18 protein-coding genes are annotated in these 22,013 nt (G+C 56.3%); 7 read left to right on the forward strand and 11 right to left on the reverse strand.

What is annotated here, in order from left to right; genetic code table 11:
* Positions 1-71 precede the first annotated feature (71 nt).
* Positions 72-998 (reverse strand): hypothetical protein, encoded by a 927-nt coding sequence (locus AYM40_RS15650; protein WP_158515283.1) that lies wholly within the window; start codon positions 996-998, stop codon positions 72-74.
* Between the two features lie 465 nt (positions 999-1,463).
* Here AYM40_RS15650 and AYM40_RS15655 point away from each other — a divergent pair, with 465 nt between their 5' ends.
* The 3 genes from AYM40_RS15655 to AYM40_RS42515 all read left to right on the forward strand — a co-directional run bounded on the left by AYM40_RS15655 (position 1,464) and on the right by AYM40_RS42515 (position 6,625).
* Positions 1,464-5,543: an NACHT domain-containing protein gene (locus AYM40_RS15655; RefSeq protein WP_148662178.1), complete on the forward strand. Its 4,080-nt coding sequence runs from the start codon at positions 1,464-1,466 to the stop codon at positions 5,541-5,543.
* A 519-nt stretch (positions 5,544-6,062) separates the two neighbouring features.
* On the forward strand, positions 6,063-6,335 hold the full coding sequence (locus AYM40_RS38600; protein ID WP_082855098.1) for a hypothetical protein: 273 nt from the start codon (positions 6,063-6,065) through the stop codon (positions 6,333-6,335).
* A gap of 53 nt (positions 6,336-6,388) precedes the next feature.
* Positions 6,389-6,625, forward strand: coding sequence for a hypothetical protein (locus AYM40_RS42515; RefSeq protein WP_063497010.1), 237 nt, complete (start codon positions 6,389-6,391; stop codon positions 6,623-6,625).
* Between the two features lie 70 nt (positions 6,626-6,695).
* Here the strand turns inward: AYM40_RS42515 and AYM40_RS15670 are convergent, their stop codons facing one another.
* The gene (locus AYM40_RS15670; RefSeq protein WP_063497011.1) at positions 6,696-7,613 is read right to left on the reverse strand and encodes an H-NS family nucleoid-associated regulatory protein; all 918 of its coding nucleotides are present in this window, start codon (positions 7,611-7,613) and stop codon (positions 6,696-6,698) included.
* A gap of 244 nt (positions 7,614-7,857) precedes the next feature.
* Here AYM40_RS15670 and AYM40_RS15675 point away from each other — a divergent pair, with 244 nt between their 5' ends.
* Positions 7,858-8,658: a hypothetical protein gene (locus AYM40_RS15675; protein WP_063497012.1), complete on the forward strand. Its 801-nt coding sequence runs from the start codon at positions 7,858-7,860 to the stop codon at positions 8,656-8,658.
* A 105-nt stretch (positions 8,659-8,763) separates the two neighbouring features.
* Here the strand turns inward: AYM40_RS15675 and AYM40_RS15680 are convergent, their stop codons facing one another.
* The 9 genes from AYM40_RS15680 to AYM40_RS15720 all read right to left on the reverse strand — a co-directional run bounded on the left by AYM40_RS15680 (position 8,764) and on the right by AYM40_RS15720 (position 18,020).
* On the reverse strand, positions 8,764-9,690 hold the full coding sequence (locus AYM40_RS15680) for an ornithine cyclodeaminase family protein (protein ID WP_063497013.1): 927 nt from the start codon (positions 9,688-9,690) through the stop codon (positions 8,764-8,766).
* Between the two features lie 210 nt (positions 9,691-9,900).
* Positions 9,901-11,046 (reverse strand): porin, encoded by a 1,146-nt coding sequence (locus AYM40_RS15685; protein ID WP_063497014.1) that lies wholly within the window; start codon positions 11,044-11,046, stop codon positions 9,901-9,903.
* Positions 11,047-11,502: 456 nt separating this feature from the next.
* The gene (locus tag AYM40_RS15690; protein ID WP_063497015.1) at positions 11,503-12,297 is read right to left on the reverse strand and encodes an ABC transporter ATP-binding protein; all 795 of its coding nucleotides are present in this window, start codon (positions 12,295-12,297) and stop codon (positions 11,503-11,505) included.
* A gap of 296 nt (positions 12,298-12,593) precedes the next feature.
* Positions 12,594-13,334 (reverse strand): ABC transporter permease, encoded by a 741-nt coding sequence (locus tag AYM40_RS15695; protein WP_269465773.1) that lies wholly within the window; start codon positions 13,332-13,334, stop codon positions 12,594-12,596.
* On the reverse strand, positions 13,331-14,023 hold the full coding sequence (locus AYM40_RS15700) for an ABC transporter permease (protein ID WP_063498047.1): 693 nt from the start codon (positions 14,021-14,023) through the stop codon (positions 13,331-13,333). The genes AYM40_RS15695 and AYM40_RS15700 overlap by 4 nt, the downstream gene beginning before the upstream one ends.
* Positions 14,024-14,193: 170 nt before the next feature.
* The gene (locus AYM40_RS15705) at positions 14,194-15,378 is read right to left on the reverse strand and encodes an NAD(P)/FAD-dependent oxidoreductase (RefSeq protein WP_063497017.1); all 1,185 of its coding nucleotides are present in this window, start codon (positions 15,376-15,378) and stop codon (positions 14,194-14,196) included.
* A 2-nt stretch (positions 15,379-15,380) separates the two neighbouring features.
* Positions 15,381-16,835, reverse strand: a complete 1,455-nt coding sequence (locus AYM40_RS15710) for an NAD(P)/FAD-dependent oxidoreductase (RefSeq protein WP_063497018.1) — start codon at positions 16,833-16,835, stop codon at positions 15,381-15,383.
* Positions 16,832-17,134 carry a (2Fe-2S)-binding protein gene (locus tag AYM40_RS15715; RefSeq protein WP_201788146.1) on the reverse strand — a complete coding sequence of 101 codons (303 nt, stop codon included), beginning with the start codon at positions 17,132-17,134 and terminating at the stop codon, positions 16,832-16,834. Before AYM40_RS15715 ends, AYM40_RS15710 begins: the two co-directional genes overlap by 4 nt.
* A 79-nt stretch (positions 17,135-17,213) precedes the next feature.
* On the reverse strand, positions 17,214-18,020 hold the full coding sequence (locus AYM40_RS15720; protein WP_256390435.1) for a transporter substrate-binding domain-containing protein: 807 nt from the start codon (positions 18,018-18,020) through the stop codon (positions 17,214-17,216).
* A 141-nt stretch (positions 18,021-18,161) separates the two neighbouring features.
* Between AYM40_RS15720 and AYM40_RS15725 the strand changes: the two genes are divergently transcribed.
* The 3 genes from AYM40_RS15725 (at position 18,162) to AYM40_RS15735 (ending at position 21,866) form a co-directional block, all read left to right on the forward strand.
* Entirely contained in the window at positions 18,162-19,658 is a 1,497-nt protein-coding gene (locus AYM40_RS15725) for an IS5 family transposase (RefSeq protein WP_063494538.1), read from the forward strand.
* A 403-nt stretch (positions 19,659-20,061) separates the two neighbouring features.
* Entirely contained in the window at positions 20,062-20,940 is an 879-nt protein-coding gene (locus AYM40_RS15730; protein WP_063497020.1) for a LysR substrate-binding domain-containing protein, read from the forward strand.
* A gap of 263 nt (positions 20,941-21,203) precedes the next feature.
* Positions 21,204-21,866 (forward strand): TolB family protein, encoded by a 663-nt coding sequence (locus AYM40_RS15735; RefSeq protein ID WP_148662179.1) that lies wholly within the window; start codon positions 21,204-21,206, stop codon positions 21,864-21,866.
* Positions 21,867-22,013: the final 147 nt, after the last annotated feature.

Raw genomic sequence — 22,013 nt, forward strand, 5'->3', positions numbered from 1 at the left:
AGGGTCCTGCTGTTCGTTGCGACTCCCCCGAGGCCAAATTTGCTTCCAAAAAGGCATCTGTTCCAATGCGGCTAACTGCCATTAACTGATGGTGCCGTCACCTTCTCCGGATGTACATCGACGGCCCCACAACCCGGAATTCCAGCGACGATTTTTCGGGCCCTCCCCAACGCCTCTTCGGGGACTAAAATGCGACTCGCAAGTTGCAAGATTGATTTTCCACCGATGCCCGTATGAGCCATCGTCAACTCGGCCACGTTCTTATCATCGTAGCTGTTTCTTGGCGGTTTCCCAAAATATGCCGGGTCTACAGCCAGCATTCGTGCTACCGCGTCCGGACTGAGTTCCCTGACGACTTCTTCGCCATCGCAATCCATCCTGCCAACTATTCTCCATTCGCGCTGGCGATAATATTTCAAGTCACCTGCATGGTTGGGTCGTACATCATCAGCCGGATAGAAGAGATTCACGAGAAAGTCGAGGGTGCCAGCAAGCGACGCCCAAGTACCCGCCCATTTAGCTTCCGGACTTGCCACGTCGCGTTCCGACGTTACCGTGAAGTTCCTTGACTTCAGCGTCTTGAAAACAAACATCTCGGGAGAAACATCCTCCCCTTGGTAGGGCATCGTCACTCGAGACATTTCCCCCGCTGCCATGACATTAACAATCGCTTGTGCCTTCAGGAGGGTTGTGGCTAGCTCGGTGCCGAGCATGCTGCCGTCGGAGGCATTTCGCTCCCCCTTTGGAACGTACGTTACTGGCAGCGCCCCCAGGGCACGAATAGTGTCGTAGCCGAATTCCAAAGTGAAAGACCCGAACGTTTCCGCATGCCCTGGTAGTTCAGACGGAGCAAGCTCCGTGAAGCACGCACGTCGCTGCACACGCTCGACAAAACCTCGGTCACCGTGCTGTACTTGCGTCTGCCACCTGATGACCTCTGGCGTCAAAAGTATTCCGAAGTCGCGAATACCTTCGAGAATGCAGAGCCCTTGGTCCACGGCTGTCCGCCCAGCCTTATCTTGCCTTCGGGGGAAACTGTGGTAGAAAAATCGAGATTCAGTGTTGGACGTTGTTGTCATGAATTTTGTACTGAAATATGTTGATGGACTTCAATCGCATCAAGGCACGCTTCGCTCCGTCGCATCCCGCAGAGGCAGGCCGAATCGCTCCTGGGCTCCCAGCACCCGCACGATATGCGTTGCGAGTATTTTCAGACCGCTACTCCTGATATCAATGCGGGATATCGACTACCGGGCGAAGAACTTTAGTGCGTGCGGCGCTCCAGCCTAAGTTGAAGGAGCGCTATCCCTGCTGCATAAAGGCATGCGCGGTGCCTCCAGAGTCGGGAGTGCCTGACAGTATCGATATACTTCGGGAATAACGACCCAGCCAAAATATCGATGAGCCTAACAGTCCCATTACGCGATGACATAACCGACCTGCCGGTCCTGAATCGACGCATCATGGCAATTGGCCCCCAAGTACGTGACTCTGAAGAAATCCGGTTTGTTAGCGACTTGGCTAAGTACCCGTTTGTTGTCCTGCTGGGAGAGCCAGGCAGCGGCAAGACTTCAACCCTACGAGCAGAGGCACGAAAAGAGGGCGCTGTGGTTGTCACCGCTCGAGAGTTGATTTACCGAAATGACGCGGGAAATGGTGCCTCCGAGGAGAGCGTCGAGACACTTTACGTGGATGCCATTGACGAGTACCGGAGTGAGGGCGACCGCTCGGACAAAGCTTGGGGCTTGACGGCTGCCATGGGCGCCGTTAACTCGCGAAGATGGCGTGTCGCGTGCCGCTCCGAAGATTGGCGTAGCGAAGCCGACATCAAGCCATTCCTTCGACTGACTAACAACGAAAGACCGGTTGTTGTTCAATTGCAAGCGCTTCAGGGTGAGGAGGTGCTAGTAGTCTTGCGATACCTTGGGGAAGAGGCGCCGGAGCAGTTCATTGAGACCGCCTATAGTTTCGGAGCCAACGGTTTGTTGCAAACGCCACTGAGCATCAAGCTCTTACACCGGGCTGTCGAGCAGAACGGGCAGGCGTGGCCCAAGGGCAGATTCGACCTGTTCAGCGCAGCGACGAAAGCGCTGGCAGTAGAAAATAACGACGACTATGAGGGAAGGCTGCGACTGTCCGCAGAGCGTCGGCTCGCTCTCGCAGGACGGATAAGCCTCGTAATGCTCTTGTCGGGCGCCGAGCACGTCTGGCGCTCCAACAAGGGAAAGGATGATGCTGGAATTGACCCTCGGCGTCTTGTGGATGCAGATGAACTGGGAGTCGAAATCAGCGAACTGTCTGATGTTCTCGACAGCTCATTGTTTAAAGGCGAAGGCAGACGATTTGAACCTATGCACCGAACGATAGCCGAGTTTCTTGCGGCGAGGACGTTGGCGCGAACAGTTTTAGGAATCGATTCTGAGGCCGCGTTCCCACTATCTCGAGCGATAGCGTTGATAAGTGGTTTCGACGGCTCTCCTCCAACTGAGCTGCGTGGATTGTATGCATGGTTTGCCGCACATCTCTCGGTCCTTGAAGACAATTCGGGTGCCGACCGATTGATTCAAGCAGATGCGGTATCAGTGCTCGCATACGGAGATGCATCGGTTTTCCCTGTCGAAGCAAGACGTGCCATTCTTTTTAACTTGACCAAGGAAGACCCATACTTTCGCGCATCAGGTGACTGGTTCGGCACGGATGTGGTGGCTTTCGGCGGACTCGCCTGTGAGGAACTGGCAGCCGATTTCTCGAACGTACTTGAACGCGCAGAAGACGAAGGACACCTTCTTGTTACCGTTTTCGAGGTGCTCTCCACGGGCAAACCTGTCGCCTCAGTTCGCCCCCTACTTCTTACTATTGTCCTAGATGTGGACCGCCCCGAATGGCAACGTGTCAGGGCCGTCAAGGCATGGCTTAACTGGCCTGACGACCGGAGCGAGCGGCACGAATTGCTCAGGGTTCTCGCCCAAGAAGCGCCGTCGATAGCGAGAGAGAAAATCCGAGTTGAACTCGCTGTAGCGCTCGCCTCAGGTCCGCTTGACCAGTCAATCGTCAAATCAATACTGTCGAGTTTCGAGGAGTGCCCTGAAGACAACACAGTTGGACACCTGACTGCGTTGCAGCTCCGCATGCGGGAAGAGCCGTCTGTCGAATTCTTTGATGAGCCCGTTTCCTCTTGGCGCAGCAAGGCCGAACTTCGTCCACGGTCGGGCGAGGTAGATGAATTGCTGGACCAAGTACTCGCGGCGACTATTAGACATGGTGCCAATCTCACCGGAGAAAGAATCTGGAGATGGCTATGTAGCGTCGACAAGAATATATGGGCAGCAATGAAGAGAGACAGCAGCGATGCGCTGGCGGGCTGGCTTAAAGGGGGGGAGGGACGGGGAAATGAGCTGTTCGATGCGATTTTGTCTTCGGACCAGCCGTCAAATGGACCTTGGCTAGTCGGAAACATATATACGCATCTTACGGGGAGGCATCCGTCCGCAGCCCAGATTCAGCGCTTGCTGGAGCGGGCTCGCCAAGAGGCAACCTCAACCCTTCGTCATCACTTGCTTTCCATTGTTGTCGAACTCGCCCGTTCCCATGCGATGACGGAGAGAAGTGATTGCTTTTGGGCTGTTCACGACGTACTCGTTGGGAGTTTCGAGTACCGTGACCATCTGACCCGCTTGATTCAAGACGACTGGAGCCTAGAACATCCTCAAAGCTCAGCGTATCGAATCGTCAGGGAACCAGATGACGCAAAGACGGCCGCCTCAAACGTCGAAAAACTGGCGCCGCTGTTGCCAGAAATTGCGGTCGGCAATTTCCCGGAAGTCCTGCGTTGGGGGGCTGACTTGTATTTCGCTCCCAACTTGCAGGACGAACTGCCCATCGGAGTCGACCGCGTCATCTACTATTCAGATGCTCAAACTGCTGCAGCCATTGTCGACGGTTGCCGATTAGTACCAACCGGCCGATTCGCCGGACTAACGGCCGCTGATATCGGCGTGGCTGACGCTCGGAATCAGCTTTACCCCGTCGAGTTCGCAGCAATTGCAGGCGTCGACATGATGCTTGATGCCATGGAATTCTCGACGCTTGAGTCCGTCCGGGTTGAAATTGCGATTTCGATATTGAGGTTGAGCTATCTGGCCCACAATCAAGAGCAACGGCAACGTCTTGAAAAATGGGCTTGCGCGAGGATTGCCCGAACGCCAACGGACAGTCTTCGCTGCCTCACCGAATATTGGCGGGCGGCGCTTGCTGCTGGTGCCGAACACCTCAGTCTGACATCACAGCTTATCGCGGAGACGGGCAGTGTTGCGGACGTAGTCGGTGGCGTCGTTGGAACTTTGCTGACAGAGGAGAAGACCCTGCCGTTGGCTGTGCTTAAGCAACTGGTGCATGCTGCTTCACGGCTTCTCTCAACTCACGATATTCTCGCAATGGCCGAGACCGCCGCCGACGACGAATCGATACCGTTGGAAAATCGCACCGTTTGGAAATACGTGGCCTTCTACCTCGACCCTCAAACGCATCATGAACAGTTCATGCGCGATAGCGAAGGGCAAGGACTTGTGGAGCTATTTGACTCATTTTCCGGCAACGACCTTGCTAGTCACTTAGCACCCATTGGAGCGTCGGGCCGCACCATACGAGAAGGTATAGCCGTTCAATTGTTCGGCAAGTGGGTATCCCCTTCCAGTGAATTTGAAATAAATTCCGCTCAGGGGCGCGCGCGGCAAATTGTCCATAAAGCCTTGCAATGGCTATCTGCAAGCGGCGACCAAGCGTCTGGTGATGTGTTAAGGCGCTTAGAACAGGAGCCGTCTCTTGCACACTGGCGGAGCCTTACACGACACGCTTTAGCAAACTTCAAACGAGCGAGACGTGACGCCTACTTCGCGCATCCTACGCCTGAAAGCATAAAGTCAGCACTTCTAGGCGGTCCGCCAACAAACGGTGCTGACCTCTTTTCAGTCGTCGTCGAAGAGCTTCGCAGGTTGTCTAAAGAACTTCAGTCGGACGACGTTTCCCCCTGGAAACGCTATTGGAATGTTGACTCAGACGGCAATCCGACAGGGCCGCTCATAGAAAACGAATGTCGGGACCGTCTTCTAGAACGTCTCCGAGACAGGCTGAAACCGTACAAAATTGCGCCACCGATGCCTGAGGCAAGGCGAGCCTACGAGACGCGCGCAGACATTATTTCGCTTACAGCCATTGGTCACACTGTTCCAGTCGAGGCTAAACGAAACAACCATCCTGACGTCTGGACTGCTGCCGCTACGCAACTGCAAGGCTACGCGAATGCGGCCGGAGCCGATGGTCATGGAATTTACCTCGTTTTCTGGTTCGGAAACGCGCCCAACAAAACGCCGTCGCGCCCGGACGGCTCAGAAGGACCTCAGACGGCTGAGCATATGGAGGCGATGTTAATAGCTGATTTGCCGACCGACATCGCCAAAAGGACGGAAGTTGTTGTGTTCGACGTATCCAACCCAGAAAAGAGAGCGGCGAAAGCTGCCCAAAAACGACAGCGCAAAGCGCTTTGACTCTGACGGGGTTGCCCGGCCCGACAAGCTGATTGATGCGTCTGGCATCCTCGGCTATTTCGATGCCAACGATTGAGCACAACTGACAGGACTCGCATGTGCTCGGGGCTTGGATGGACAACCACGGGTAATTTACGCGTCTTCGCTTGAGCGGCAAACTGACCGAAGAATGCAGGGCGGTCCGCCAAGTCGGACTGCATTCCTTCGCCTAGAACGAGTATTCCTCCGCTCTACCATTCCTGGGGTTGTTTCGGTGCTGGCCAATCCACCTTTGGACGGTGCGACGTGTTTCAGGGAGCGATAACTTGTCGACGGCATTCCTGAGCGTTGGTCTCCTGGGATTCAACTACTACACCGAGCAACTGCAGGTCCTAACGGAGGACAGTTTACGCGGTGCGCCGAGGCTGGTAATGCCGTGTTACCAATCTCGCACCGCCGTTTCACATGTGTCCGACATCGCTTCTTACACTCCGAGCCGTAGTCACTGACATTGCACTCAATGTACGAGGATTAGCGAAAATGAACAGGAAAATTCTCGGCGCAGCGTTCGGTCTGGCAGCATCGGCACACGCCGACGCCGCCATTGGATTGGGCATCCCCGGTGCCGTGTATGCGCCTGCAGAACCGGTGTACGCACCGCCACCTCCCGTCGTGTATGCTCCCGCACCTGTCGCCGTCGCGTACGGCGGTGGTGACGACTGGCGAGCCCGTGAATGGCGCGAACGTCGCGAGTGGCGTGAGCGTGAATGGCGCCGCCAGGAATGGCGTGAGCACGAGTGGCACGGGTATTGAAACGACACCGGACGGTGCCACATCCGAAACATTCAATCTCTGAGTATCTTCGAATGAACGCTAGCTTGATACGAATCGCCTTGATTGCAACTACGCTGGTCTTCGCAACAGCAGGCACGGCAAACGCCGCAGGTTGCCTCAAGGGCGCGGTGGTAGGCGGGGTTGCTGGGCATTACGCGGGGCACCACGCTGTAGTTGGCGCAGTCGGTGGCTGCATGGTCGGCAGGCACGTTGCGAAGCAACACGCTCAACAGCAAGCTGCCCAACATCAAGCAATACAGGCGCAATAAAACGTCGTCGGCCTGGTGTACCCGGTGGAACCAGCAAATCGTTGGTCCACCGGGCACCTGACAACTACGTTTAGGTCGTCAACTCGGCGCCAGACTCGACTGTGGCCACCGGAGCGGGTACAGCCACGCTCTTGCGCGGCGCTTTTTTCACCGGCACCTTCGTACTCACGGCCTTCTTGGCAACTGCTTTCTTTGCTGTCGGGGCTTTCTTCGCAATAGCCTTCGTGACCTCCGGTTTCGCATCGGCCGCCGTGTTGTCACCATCAATCAAAAAGCTCGTCCGGTCTTTCGCCGAGGCCAACCATGCCGGAGCTGGACCGCGTCCGCTCCAGGTAGCGCCAGACTTCGGGTCGCGATATTTGGCCGCCTGCGGACCCTTCGGCTGTCCTTTTCCAGCGACGACACCGACCGTCTTCGAGGCTTTCTTGCCGACAGCCTTCGCCTTGCTCACAACACCTGCACTCGCCACGACCGCAGCTTCTGCACCACCTGCAATCAAAAATTTGCTTCGGTCTTTGGCGCCAGCCAACCATGCCGGAGCGCGTCCACGACCACTCCACGTCGCGCCTGATTTGGGGTCCTGATACATCGCCGGCTGCGGACCGCGAACATAAGCTCCCGCCGACTTCGCCTCCTTGGCAGGCGGCGGCTTCACTGCGGCCGCACCCGCATCGACCAGGTATTTGTCGCGGTTCTTAGCAGCCGCAATCCACTGTGGCGCGCGCCCGTGCCCGGACCACGTTGCGCCGCTTTTCGGGTCCCGGTATTTGGCAACAGACGTAGCGGGCTTCGCGGCGGTCTTTGCCGCCGCGTGTTTCGCGCGCTGCTTGCCGCCAGCGTGCGCGTCAATGTCAGCGGTGGTTATGCCGTGTTTTGCCATCAACTCGCGAATCTTTTCGATGACGCCCGACGATTGCTTTACAACGAGCGCTTCTGCTTGCGCCTGCAGTTTTGCGATTTGTGCCTGTACCTTTTCAAGAGTAGTCATTTTTCCCCCTAGTTGATATTGGCCGCACTATGACACATAAGGCCAATTGGGTGCCATATCTGCGTCGTGGGTTTGCCAAACTTCGTGAGTCGGCAGTGGGTACACAAGCCCGTGCGGCCAACGAACACATTAAAGTTTAAGAGCGAGTAACCGTTAGAACTATGCAGCAGTGACTACCTAACGAACGCCGACTGCGGCTGATACGGTCGTGCGCTGCTCCATCGAAAACGGATATCTACCATTCATGAGCACACAACCAAGCAAAAAAACACTCACATCTGTCTCGCAGCAGAGTTCGAAAACCGAGGAGGTCACGTCGCGCCCTTCGCTTCCTGCGATACCGCTTGCAGCGGTTGTTATCAGCGGCTTTGCTCTCACTGGCGCAATCTTTCTATGGCTACTGCGCAACGCGGGGCACGCGTATCGACTTGGCTATTTGCTCGGCTTTGGTTTCCAGCCTGATGCTTTACCGTGGAGCGCCGACGACCTCATTTACCTAGGCTACTACGCGCAAGAGGACTATCTTGTACCCCTGCTTGGGTTGTTCGTCGTCTTCGCCGTGTTGCTTGCAGTGGTCTTCGTTGCAAGCAACCTTGTAAAGGGTCGCGCGGCGCGGAAGCAGGCGGCAAAACCTGCGAAGGTCAACGAGGCCGAATCGATAAACCTCGTCACGACCGAAGTGATGTTCTTCTGGGTGGCAGCAATTGTGATTTTTGTTTTGCTTATGTGCAGTGTTGCGCCGCTTGGTCTCCTGGGACCTGTCCGCAACCGAGGTGAAAACGATGCCGTAAAAGCAATGGCCGCGATTCGGCAATGGGACCTCGGTGAAATGACGGCACACCAGATGAAGTTCGTGGAAATCGTTCGTGACAAGGCGGGACTTGTGTCAGGAGTGCCCATTTCCTGCACCGAAAAGTTATGCGCAATTTATTCACCGGTTGGACCCATTCATGCACATACGGTCCCACTCACCGATATCATTTCGTGGTCGACCATAGAACTGGAGAACGTGCCTCTGAATGAGAGAGGCGTGCAAGCTCACTGAGGGATGAACGCCTCAGCAAACGGATTGGACATTCCCCCGCTCCGATTGACGCAGCGGGGTAGTCGGCCTGAGACGACGGCCGATGCCCGGTCTGCCGAACGGACGTCACATGGCCGTGCACGCTGCTGCGAGGTCTTCGAGCGCGGTACCGACTGCTTTGAACAATGTGATTTCATCGTTGGCTTTCCGCCCGGGATGCTCTTTCCGGCATAGCTGCTCCAGGCGGGCGCATACCGCCTCCTTCTGAAATACCCCTGCCTTGATAGGTTCAAGGAGGTCACCTGCCTTCGCGAGCGCCTCATCCGTGTCGATGAAAACCGACGTGCCGACGTAGCAGTCGTTATCGCTTTCGCGCATGGTCGGTGTAAAGCCTCCGATAAGGTCCAGGTGGGTTCCTGGGCGAAGCCACTTGCCGTGAACCAATGGGCGCGTAGAAAGCGTCGCACACGACACGACATCGGCTTGCGCGACGGAAGACTCGAGGTCCGTCGTGACAGTGGCGACCATGCCAACATGATTCAGATTTTCCACGAGCGTCGCGGCGCTATTGCTGTCTATATCCCACACCATCACTTTCTGTATTCGGCGCACCGCCGTGTACGCTTCGGGAATCAACGAGGCAACGCGGCCACTTCCGAGCAGCAGAAGCGTCGACGCGTCCACTCGGCTCAGGTAGCGCGCGGCGAGTGCCGACGCTGCTGCCGTGCGTCGCGACGTGATGGTGTCACCGTCCAGCATGGCAATCGGCGCGCCGGTTTCGGCGTCGAACAGAATGTACGTGGAATGCAGGCCGGGCAGACCTCGAGAGCGATTGTTCGGATAGATGGAGACGGTTTTCACCCCCAACTTTCTGCTTTTCTGCCACGCGGGCATCAAGAGGAGCGTTCCATCCGACTCGCCGGAAGCGGATTCGATTTTGTATGATTGCCGCAGCGGCACCTCACACCCCTCAACAAACATCTGCTCAAGCGCGGCAATCAGTTTCGGAGCCGGCAGGCGGGCGGCGGTTTCGCGTTGGTCAACAATCTGCATATATTTTCCTGTGGGATGAGTTTCAGACGCTTCAATTCCAGCGAGAAGGCGAGAACAAACGCATATCGATGCGCGGGGCGCTGACCAGCAAGCTAACTCGAGATGAGTTTTTCGGCACCCTCAGCTGAGAGAGTCAGCGACGCCGACACTCCTATTTGGGTTCATCGGGAGCGAGAGCTCAAACCTCTAGCACGCTCCCGATTAGCCTAGTTAAAACTTATGACGGATAGCGACTCGCGCGACCACCTGATTTTGAGTGGAGGAGACGTTATCGGCACCAGGCACAAAAGCAAAGTCGAGGACGGTACCCGTGCGGTCGCCACCTACGTGCTGGTAAGCGCCTTGTAGATAGACGTCAGTGCGTTTTGAGAGGTTGTAGTCGGCCATCAACCCAACCATCTCATAGCTTGGGTTAAGCTTCCCAGCGGCACTGTTGAAGTCGGTGCGAGTGTATGTGTACATTGCACCCACATAGAACGCCGGCGTGAACTGGTACTTGCCGTCAATCTCAAAGTTCTGGAATCGTAGGCTCGACAGCGTACCCGTGGGCAGAGTGATGTCTCCGACGTATCCGGAAGTGGTGGGGTTTGCGACGTACGTGTTTGTGTACGAGACGCCGACGTTGGCCGACCCAAACGTATAGCTGGCTCCCGCGCCGAAAATTCGCAGCTTGCTTCCTACGAAATTCTCGTCGCCTCCGTTATTGATAGCGCCGCCTGCTGTCGCTGATGGATTATTGGCCTGCAGGTACGCCGCTGCGAGAAGCAAGCCACCGTTGGTGTACTGTGCGCCGACGCTGTACTGGCGATTGTTGGCGAAGTTAGTGTCGTTACTGAAGCTATACGTGCCGCCAAACTGCAGCCCCGCAATTTCCGGACTCGTGTATTTCACGGTGTTATTGACGCGAAACGAGTTGTCCGTGTTGTCGTTGTCATACGGGTGGGAAAACAGATAGCCCGCCCAGTTACCGTTTGCCGTAGTCTGCGCCAGATAGTCTACGACGGAGTCGTACTGTCGACCCAAGGTAACCGAGCCCCACTGGCTTGACGAGATACCAACGTACGCCTGACGGCCAAACATAAGGCCTCCCTGCCCGAGTTTTCCATTGTTGACGTTAAAGCCATTCTCCAACTGGAACACGGCTTTCAGGCCGCCGCCAAGGTCCTCAGCCCCTTTAAGGCCAAATCGGCTACCTTGGGCGTAGCCACTCTGGAGTTCATACACCTTGCCGCCTGCGACGTTATTGGTGTAATCAAAGCCTTCATCAATCAGCCCGTAAAGCGTCACGCTGTTTTGGGCGAAAGCGGGCGCCGTAAAAGTGGAAACCATAAGTCCCGCGAGAATTCTCTTTTTCATAAGTTCTCCAAACAGTTTTATTTAAAATAACGACTTGCGATTTTTTATTTATCTGCGTTGGTAAGGCGGGTAAGACTGGTCCACCAAGAAATCTTGCAGTCACGCTACGAACATCAGCCAGCAGAAAGTGCGTCCGAGGGCCGGCCGCAAAACGTACTTGGAGATTACGGCCGGCCTAGCGGCTAAGTTTGTCTGATTTTGCTAGTAGCTCGTACTTGCTATCGGCAATTCCAGAGCTCGTCCTCCACTGCACGCATTCGACACGTCCATTCTGCGAGGAGAGTCTCACGCGTTAGGGCGGGGAGCCATCCGTCTCGTTGGCAACGGTCAGCAAATCGATGATTGCGTCCGCGTCGGATATCGAGGCGGTGGCACCCCGACGACTGCCGCCTGAATCTCGTCGGCCCCACCCAACGTGCGAGGTAATGCGGCCCATCACGCTGAAACGTGTGTGGTTCACTTGAGACTTCCAGACAGAAACTGCTTCAATCGGTCGCTACGCGGGGCGCTCAGTACTTCGTCTGGCGAGCCTTCTTCTTCAGTGCGCCCTTGGTGTAAGAACATCACACGGTTGGACACATTGCGCGCGAAACCCATCTCGTGCGTCACCACAATCATCGTTCGACCTTCTTCGGCAAGCTTCTGCATCACTTTCAGAACTTCGCCAACCAGCTCGGGGTCGAGCGCTGAGGTAGGTTCATCGAAAAGCATGACGTCGGGATTCATCGCGAGGGCGCGCGCTATTGCCACCCGCTGCTGTTGGCCACCCGATAAATGCGACGGATATTGCTTCTCAACGCGCGCGGGAAGACCAACTTTCTCGAGGAAAGTGCGCGCGCGCTCCTCCGCTTCGCGACGCGACAGTCCAAGGACTTGAATCGGTGCCTCGATAACGTTCTCGAGCACGTTCATGTGCGCCCACAGGTTGAAGTGCTGGAACACCATCGAGAGCTTGGTTCGCATGCGTTGCAGCTGCTTGTGGTCCGCGACATCGAGGTTCCCAACCTTGTCGGCCTTAGTCTTCACCTCTTCGCCGTCGACAATGATTCGGCCTGCGTTCGGCCTTTCGAGGAAGTTTATGCAGCGCAAGAAGGTGCTTTTACCCGAACCGCTCGCGCCGATGATGCTGATGACGTCGCCTTTGGTGGCGTTGAGGGATACGCCTTTCAGCACTTCATTGTCACCGAAGCGTTTGTGGATGTCGTGAACCGCCAGCTTGCGAGCTTCGCTTTGAGTCGTATGGGGCAACATGGTGTTCCTTTGACGATACTTATAAATCTCCAGATGGTGTGGGCTCCATCCGGTGCAATATCATGACGTTCACTCAACACGAGCGTACTTGAACCCGTACCACTCTGCGCCCCTGGGGCGCGCGACTGGCGGGAACGGTAATGGCAGATACGGCGCAGAATTAGTGTCTGCCATCGAAGCGTCCGCAGTGCCGTGAGAAGGCAACGCCTACACGCGCGGACGCTGTGACCACTTGAGGACGGAGTCTAATTCAAGCGGTCAGGTTCAAACCCTCTGAAGTGGTCAAACGGCGCCTGCTAACCAATTGATGCACCCTTGATTCGACCTTTTGTTTCCTTAGAGTCGTCTGACCTGCGCCGCAAATGAGGAGTCAGCCGTCTCTCGAAGTATTGCAGCACTCGCGTCACGATAAAATTTATGAACAGGTAAATGCCGCCAGCACAGACAAACACCGGTACAGCGTTGTAGGTCTCCGAAATAATCTTGTAAGCGATGCCTGTGACCTCCATCAGCGTGATAATGCTTGCTAACGAGGTCGACTTAACCATTAAGATAATCTCGTTACTGTAGGCAGGAAGAGCCTGTCGCAATGCGACGGGAAAAATTATCCGTCGAAAGGTTTTAAATCCCGACATGCCACATGCCCACGCAGCTTCGACTTGCCCGTACGGAACAGACAAGATACCGCCGCGAATGATTTCAGCTCCGTAAGCCGCGGTGTTGAGGGCCAGTGCGAGCACTGCACACCAGAAGGGCTCTCGCAAGTAGACCCACAAGAAGCTGTGGCGAACGGCCGAAAGTTGGCCTAGGCCGTAATAAATCAGGAATATCTGCACCAAAAGCGGTGTTCCACGAAACGTGAAGACATAGCCCCTTACTAGCGTCCTGACTGGCCACGGCCCATAGAGCCGTAAGCAAGCCAGGATGACCGCCAAGACCGCGCCTACTGATATCGAAATAGCGGCAAGCTGCAGTGTCTTTGGAACGCCGGAGAGTAAGCTGAGAACAGTGTCAGCGATAAATTGAAAGTCCATCATGCCCTCCGCACTCCGCGGAACGCGCGCGCCTCGACGCGTCTGAATCCCCAGCCTGTCACAGACGATATCGCGAGGAAGAGCAACGTCGCCGTCACGTAGAAATAGAAGGGTTGATGCGTTGAGCCGCTTCCGATGGCCGACTGACGCATCAACTCTACCAACCCAATGACGGAGATGAGTGCCGACTCCTTAAGCACCAGCTGCCACACATTCTCCATTCCGGGTAACGCGTACCGCACGAGTTGCGGTACGATAATTCGACGCAAGAGCAGCATCGTTTTCATGCCGTAAGCCCGGCCTGCTTCTAGCTGACCGGTTTGAATTGATAGAAACGCACCTCGGAGCACTTCCGACTGGTACGCCCCCGATACACACCCAATGGCGAGAGCACCCGTCGCGAAGGTAGGAGCTGAAACAAACCCGCTGCTTCCAAACATCGCTGCAACGTGACTCAAAAGAGCGCTTCCGCCAAAATACAAGAGGTAGATAACTAAGAGGTCGGGAACACCACGTAAAACTGTGGCGTAGGCGTCGGCCAAGAGGCGAGCTGTCGCACTCCGCGATAGACGCGCCCAGCATACGAGGGAGCCAAAAACCATTCCGATGAGAAATCCGCTGGCGGCGACGGCAACACTCATCAGCGCCGCTCTGAGCATTAGCCCACCCCAGCCTTCCGGACCGAAGCCCATCACGCTAAAAAAGTCAGTTTCAGACACGACCGTCTCTCCATCCAATCTCAGCAGTTGACGCAGCCATCTCTCTCTGAATCAATGCCTTGTTATGCATGCAACACGCCAGCGCCGAAAGACGCGGAGTGGGCGATGTGTTCATTCTCATGTCAATCATGCAACGTCTTACCCTAGTGCAAATTTCCAACCGCCGCGACGGCCTCGGGCGAAAATCGATTGGGACTAAACGCCGCTAACGAGAAGGCAGATTTTCCGTCGACAATCAAATCGGCGAGCACAGAACCGACAATCGGAGCGAGCTGAAATCCATGTCCAGAGAAGCCGAACGCGTGCCAGATACCCGATGCTCCTTCGCTTGGCCCAAGTATTGGAATAGTGTCCGGGGCAAGCGCCTCAAGACCTCCCCAAGTCCGCACGACAGGTGCGTTGCGAAGATAAGGAAAGAAATCGAGCACTGTGCTCGCGCTTTCCACCATGCGGTCCGCGACGGTCTCGGATGTCTCGTTAACCATATCGACGATAGCTGGAACCCCGCCACCAATCACAACAGTCCCTGACTCGGTTTGCTTGAACGAGAGCGTCCGGTCAATTCCGACTACAACGGTATCGATAAATTTCGGCAGGCGCGCCGTCACCATCAACGTGTATCCAACGGTTTCGCACGGAATCTCGTCACCCGCCATGCGTGCGAGTTGGGTAGCCCAAGCACCACCACAATTCACAACGACCTGGGCGCTTCGCGTGCCCGACGATGTCTCGACCACCCAGCGATTACCCGATTGCTGCAGCCCCGTCACGCGGACGCCCTCCTCGAATACGGCCCCGAACTGTTCAGCTCGCAAGCGAAAAGCCTGCGTCGAACGTGCCGGATTCGCATGACCGTCGCGACGCGACATGATTCCGCCAACTGCCTGGTCCGATACGTTTGGCAAAAGCTTTCTAATCTGCTCCCGGTCTAACAACTCTTCGAACTCGTAGCCACGGCTGCGCATTTCGCGAACGCGCTTTTCGCACCATGCCATTTCTCCAGAATCGCCAGCGACGCCTATCTGACCGACATCCCCAATGAAGTGACAGGTGGACGCAAGCTCCGGCCCGAGAAGAGACTCAAGGTGAAACCATTTCTCCATCGCCGCCATGGACAGCGGGATTTCAGCAAAGTCGCGAAGGAGCTGGCGTACACCGCCGGCGTTGACTCCCGACGCGTGACGACCGACCGTGTTTTTCTCGATGACCAGTACCGAAAGGCCCCTCTTTGCGAGATGCAGGGCAGTGCTACAGCCGTGGATACCACCGCCAACGACAATCGCGTCGTACGAAGCACCGGACTTATGATTCTGTATGCTGGATTTCATGGTTACAGCTCACGTCGAGAAGGTTCACCGGTATGTTGGGCTGCCGGGTCCTCAACAGCGTTGCGCAGGGTGGCCCATGCTCCGAGCGTTACCGGCTTGACCGGTATGCGCGGGCGGTACAGGCCTACTTGCTCCACCGACTTCCCGAGTTCCTCGGCAATAATCCGACCGACTGTCGTCCCACACATACGTCCTTGGCACGGGCCCATGCCGCAGCGAGTCAGCGATTTAATCTGATTCGGGTCCGTCAGCCCATCGCGAATGGTCTCCCGGAGAAATGAGGCAGAAATCTCCTCGCATCGGCAGACGATGGTGTTGCCCTTAGGAAGCGGCTTGACCAACGAGGGAGGAAAGGCACGGTCGAGAAAGGGGCGAATCCGCATCAGTCGTTTCAGAAGCTTGCGATGCTCTTCCGCGCGAGCGTCGCGCTCCTTGACGCTAATCCGGCCGAGGCGGCACGCTGCATCAAGCGCGGCCAGCCGTCCAAGGGGCTCCGCCGCTTTGGCGCCGAGTATGCGTTGCCCATCTCCGGCGATGGAGATGCGCTCCTGGCTTGTCGCACCCCATTCATCAACCACGGGGCGCCAAGTGAGCTGGGCTTCGTCCCAAACGTGGCGGCAGCCTGCCGACCGGCTCAATTGAACGTTCGGCACCACTCCGTCATGCAAAAGCAGGACCGACGCCGGGATGCTCAAGGATTTACCCTTGGCAGTAAACGATACAAGCTCTAGCTTGTCCGCCCCGTCGGCCACCACGTCAGAAACACCGTAATAGATAGCGACGCCAGCAGCACGCAAGCGACGCATCCAAGACAGCCCTTTACGAATCTCGTTGAGTTGCGTCAGCGCCCAAGGAAGCTGGTACAGGGCCTGAGCAGGCAACATCCTTGGAGCCGTTATGAGGACGGCCTTGAGAGGAACGCCAGCCTCGAGCAATTGCGCAGCCACCAGCAAAGGCAACGGGCCACATCCGGCAATAACCGTGGTTTCTGACGGCACAATCCCCGAAGACTTCAGCAGCGTTTGTGCGGCGCCGGCGCCCATGACGCCAGGCAACGTCCACCCCGACACAGGGACTGGGCGTTCCATCGCACCGGTTGCCAGGATGACATGACGGCTGCGAAGCAACGAGGCTTCACCTTGTTGCGTAATTCCCACTGCGCCATCTGGCGTGACCTGCCACACAGCTGAAGCAGGCGCATATGCCGCCCCACTGTGGCGGAATGCGTTAACCAAATCCAGTCCCGAACGAAAGTCCGGACCAAGCAGTGGAGCTACGCGGTCACCGTAACTCGAGCGACGTTCGACGGCTCGATAAATCTGGCCACCTGGAGCCTCCTGCTCGTCCAGAATGACGGTGTCAATATTGAGTTCTGCCGCGAGTGTCGCAGCAGCCAAACCGGCAGGTCCTCCACCGACAACTACCAGCTCGCATTCAGCGCGGTCGGCAATTTTCATAGCAGCTCCATTTCGCCCGGACCGTCCTGATGCGTCACGTTCATTCTCGGCTTTGCAGTAACTAAACATGCCTGGCAATTAGCCACGCCATCAATCTCGACCATGCAATCGAAACAGTTGCCAATCATGCAATGAGGTTGGCGAGGAGCGCCGGTGACAGGAGTAGTACGGAAACGTTCGACTCCATGGGCCAGAAGCGCAGCAGCGACCGTGTCTCCTTCAGCGGCGTTGACGAGCTCTCCATCGAACGTGAACTGAATTACTTTGGTTGGAGGCTCAAGCCTGGTGAACATTGCCATTTGAAATTCGAATTCCGCAAAACTTTCGGTAAGACAGCGACGACTACAAGAGCCGTCGCTTCCCGTGAACGCAAAGGAATCAGTTCTGCGGCGACAAGTCCAACCCGAACCACTTCTGCATCAACCGGCGATTCGTACCGTCGTCGTTCACCGATTTAATCGCTTGGTCAAACATCGCTTTCAAGTCAGTGTCATCTTTTCGCAAAGCGACATTAGTCGTGCCAACCCCAATTACGCCCCCGAGGAATCGAGGGCCTACTAGAGTTGCGTCTTTCATGTCTGGCTGACTAGCCGCCTTGTTAAGGACGGTGATATTGGCCATGACCAAATCAACGCGACCAGCCTGAAGGTCGAGATTATGCTGCTCGATGGTCTTATACTCCCGAACTTCCATGAAATCTTTCAGATATTTGTCGGCAAAATTGGCAGCGGTACTTGCGCTTTGAACACCCAAGATTTTCCCGGAAAGCATAGGACGGAGCTTAGCGATTTCCTTTTTAGCGGCGTCTTCGTCCTTACTGAGATTGAAAACTTTGTTCAAGTCAGGCATGCCAGCCAATCGACTTGACTTCAACGTCATAAATCCATTCGGCGCCTGAGTGTATGGGATTGAAAATGCGACGACTTTTTCGCGTGCCGGAGTAACACCCATCGATGCTACGATTGCGTCGTATTTCCCAGCGTTCAGCCCAGGAATAATCCCGTCCCAGTCCTGAGCGACGATATCGCATTTAACCTTCATGCGATTACATAGCTCATGCGTCAGGTCAATTTCGTAGCCTCCCAATTTTCCGTCGGGACCCATGAAATTCCACGGAGCGTATGCGCCCTCAGTAGCGACTGTTATCTTCTCGTAGGTTTTTGGGGCCGCCAAGGCAGGCTGCACAAGCGCGATGCTAGTTAGTCGGCCTTGCAGAAGTTCGTGAAGCCCCGCCTGGCCAAGCGATGCAGTTTGTTGGAGGGTAATAGAACTCCCAGAACGAATATCGATCTGATAAAGATTCTGGGAGTTTCGGAGTGGTCGCCAATGAGCACGCCTGATTTCTTTCGTAGCCGTCTGGACGCGATGATTGATCTACGTCACCCGCTTGCCGTGTTGGCAACGAAGATGTCATGGGCTTCAATCGAAACGACGCTTGCTCCCCTGTTCGAGCGACGTTCACGCGATGGACGGGTGAGCGAAGCGGTTGACCTGTTTGGCTCGAACTCGCTGGAATTTGCCGGTGGCGTCAGTGCGGCTGGACGTCCGCGCTTGCCTATGCGGCTGATGGTGGGTCTGCTGTACCTGAAGCACGCCTACAACGAGAGTGACGAAACGGTGTGCGAGCGCTGGGCACAGGACGTGTACTTTCAGTTCTTCTGCGGCGAGGAGTATTTCCAGCCGCGTCTGCCGTGCGACCCGACCAACCTGGTGCGTTTTCGGCAGGCGCTGGGCGAAGCCGGTGTCGAGGAGCTGCTCGCGGCGACGATCGCGGCTGCGGTGCAGATGAAGGCGGTGACGCCGGTCGAATTCGAGCGCGTGATTGTCGACACCACGGTGCAGGAGAAGGCGATTGCGTATCCGACCGACAGCCGTCTGCTTGAGGTGGCGCGGGCCAGACTCGTTCAGTTGGCGCAACGCGCAGGGTTGGGGCTGAAGCAAACGTACGAGCGCGAAGGCAAGCGACTGCGTCGCCGCGCGGGCGGCTATGCCCATGCGAAGCAGTTCAGGCGCCTGCGTCGTGTACTCAAGCGTCAGCGCACGGTACTGGGACGGTTGCTGCGCGATATCGAACGCAAGCTGTCTGGAGCTTCAGACGAACGGCAGGCACAACTGCGCGTCTGGCTTGAGCGGGCCTGGCGCATTTGCCACCAACGTCCAAAGGACAGGAACAAACTCTACGCACTGCATGCGCCTGAAGTTGAATGCATTGGGAAAGGAAAGGCACGCCAGCCCTACGAGTTCGGCGTCAAGGTGAGCCTCGCGATCACGGAGAAACAAGGGTTGATCGTCGGTGCGCGGGCGTTCCCCGGCAACCCCTATGACGGCCATACGCTGGCCGAGCAACTCGAACAGAGCTCCATTCTGTTGCAGGACCTGCCCGGTACACCACAGCCGAAGACCGTGTTGGTCGATCTCGGGTTTCGCGGCGTCGACGTGGAGGTATCATCAGTACACCTGATTCATCGCGGCAAACACAGGACACTGACCAGCACGCAGCGACGTTGGCTCAAGCGACGCCAGGCGATTGAACCGATCATCGGCCATGTGAAGCACGACCACGGTATGCGTCGCTGCTGGCTCAAAGGACAAACCGGCGATGCGCTGCATGCCGTGCTGTGCGCCACGGGCTACAACCTGCGCTGGCTGTTGCGCGCGATTGTTCGCCTGGGTCTGGGGCCCATCTTTTTTGTCCTCGCCTGGCTGCATTCGATCGCCGATGTCCTGTCGCATCCGCTGCTTGCGCACCGGGAACGCTTCCGGCGGGCTAACCGTCCCGCTCCGACAAAATACCCGATCGGCGTCGTGCGTCAAGCAAACTGAATTTTGCAGGGCCGACTAGTTAGCAGGACTGCAAGAATGGAAAATCGCATGGCAATCAAACTCCGAAAAGGTTGGGCAACTTAAGCCCTTGATATTGACGGTAGAAGACATATACCGTGCCTATTAAAGGCAGCGGTTAACTTGCTCAGCCAAAACTAAAAATAGCGTTTGAAAAACGGATACCCGAGCAGGGGCCGGCAGACTGCAGCAAGCCGTTTCAGTTTAAAGCCTCTTTTTAACAGGTAGAAAATCGGTACGACGCGAATTGCGAGAGAATCGTTTTTCGTGCTGTCCCCATGACTGAATGTTCTAAAACCAAATTTCTTGCGTCCAATACTTTGTTTTGTCCCGCCTATAGGATTCGACTATACTCAGGAAACGCTACATACTGCCGGAGCATTCTTTGAACTATCGCCAGCTTGAGGCGTTCCGGGCTTTGATGGAGACCGGGACGGTTACTGCAGCAAGCCAGTTGCTATCCATTTCGCAGCCGTCCTTAAGTACGCACATCGCCAACCTCGAACACGAGTTGCAACTATCTCTTTTTCATCGGAGGGGAGGGCGACTCGTGCCCACCGCGGAAAGCCAACTGCTGCTGGCGGAGGTCGACCACGTGGTAAAAGGCATGGCGCGTTTGCGCCGCCTTGCAACGGATGTCCGGAGTTTGCAATCGGGCCGCGTGTCGATAGCCGCCTATCCAGCCGTAGCGGCCATGTTGCCAGGGTTCGCTGTGGAATTTGCAGCGCGACATGACCGTGCACTCCTCGACCTTCAGGTTCACGATTCGCTCCGGAACGCGGAGCTGGCAGCTACGAGGCAGGTAGACGTGGCATTCACTGCAATGCCAATAGGCGACTCAGCCGTCGTTTGCGAACTGCTGAGTCGCGTTAGTTCAGTGTGTATCTTGCCGAAGGGACACAGGCTCGCCTCGGCCGATATCGTTACACCTCAGGACCTGCGTGATGAGCCTTTTATCGCGCTTGGTCGCGAAGATGGTTCTCGGCAAGCCGTTGAGCGAGTTCTTGGACAACACGGCATTGACCTGGACGTGCGTTTTGAAACAACTCGTTCCGAGACTGCATGCGGCCTTGTCGCGGCCGGTGGCGGTATTGCAATTATCGACCCGTTTTGTGCAAGCGCATGGGCAGACCGTATTGATGTTCGTCCTTTCGAAGCAAACGTTCCTAGCGACGTCTACATAGTACGAAGCCGCCAAGAAGAACCGTCACTGCTATTGCAAGCTTTTGTCGAAGACCTCCGAGTCAGGCTGACATCGACTTAAGGAAAACGACGATTCGTGCCGGCGCGGGAACAACGAAACCACTACGTCTGCGCGCCCAAGGGGCGAAGACGTAGCATGATTGCTTGTGCTGCCACTCTTTTGAGGTAGCACCAATAGCTTACTACTCCGATTGCCTGACCGCACTCAAAGGTCTTCCGGTAGCACGGGGGACGCCTGTTCGACTCTGTCCTTTGCAATCCTTGGGGCGGCATAAAACAACCGCCTCATTGGGCCCAAACATTACTTCCGTCGAGCCAGCGCTCTTGCCGATGAAAAACTTTCCACAACAACTGGCCTTTTCCGTCTATGTGACATATCTGCTCACCTCGACGGCTTACGCGACTACCGTGAGCGTGGACCGAGGGAACATCATGGTTGTCGACAACAACGGCTTTGCGCGACAGCTGACAACAACTGGCCTCGACGCTTCTCCTGCCCTTTCTTCTGACAAGCGGCGGGTCGTGTTCGTGCGTCGCACGCCCCAGAAGAAGGTGATAACAGGCGCCGGTGAAGCCACTGCCGACCAACTGTGGACGGTGAATCTCGACGGCACGTCGCCGCACATGCTCGTAGAAGGCCATGAGGGCAATGACCCAAAGAGAACGCTGGCCGCGCTGGATACGCCAATGTTTTCACCCGACGGACGTACGGTGTATTTCACCAGCGCCGCGTGGGCTACTTCAGGCGCAATTCACGCGATTGCGGCGGCGGGCGGAAAGGAGAGGTTCGTCACGGACGGAAATACCCTAATGGTCGTGCCATCAGGACAATACGCGGGCAGTCTTATCGTAAACAAGCACAAGTACTGGCTCGCTGGAGGCTCGTACAACTGGTTCTGGTTGGTCACCCCGAACGGCGAAGAAAAAGGCACAGTGGGTCCTGATGAGAACAGCATAGCGGCCTTCATGGATATGTACGCGAAGTAACCGCAAGGTGCCGCGAAACTGGGCTCGACCGTGAGCTTCCGGCTGGCGATAAGACGGGGACGCTCGTGGCCCCAACCCTGCCGAGCGATTGCGCGGCTACTGGGGCGCACCGCGTTGATTTGTACCCCCCTTGCTGTCGATTGGACC

It is taken from the genome of Paraburkholderia phytofirmans OLGA172 (assembly GCF_001634365.1).
Classification (GTDB): domain Bacteria; phylum Pseudomonadota; class Gammaproteobacteria; order Burkholderiales; family Burkholderiaceae; genus Paraburkholderia.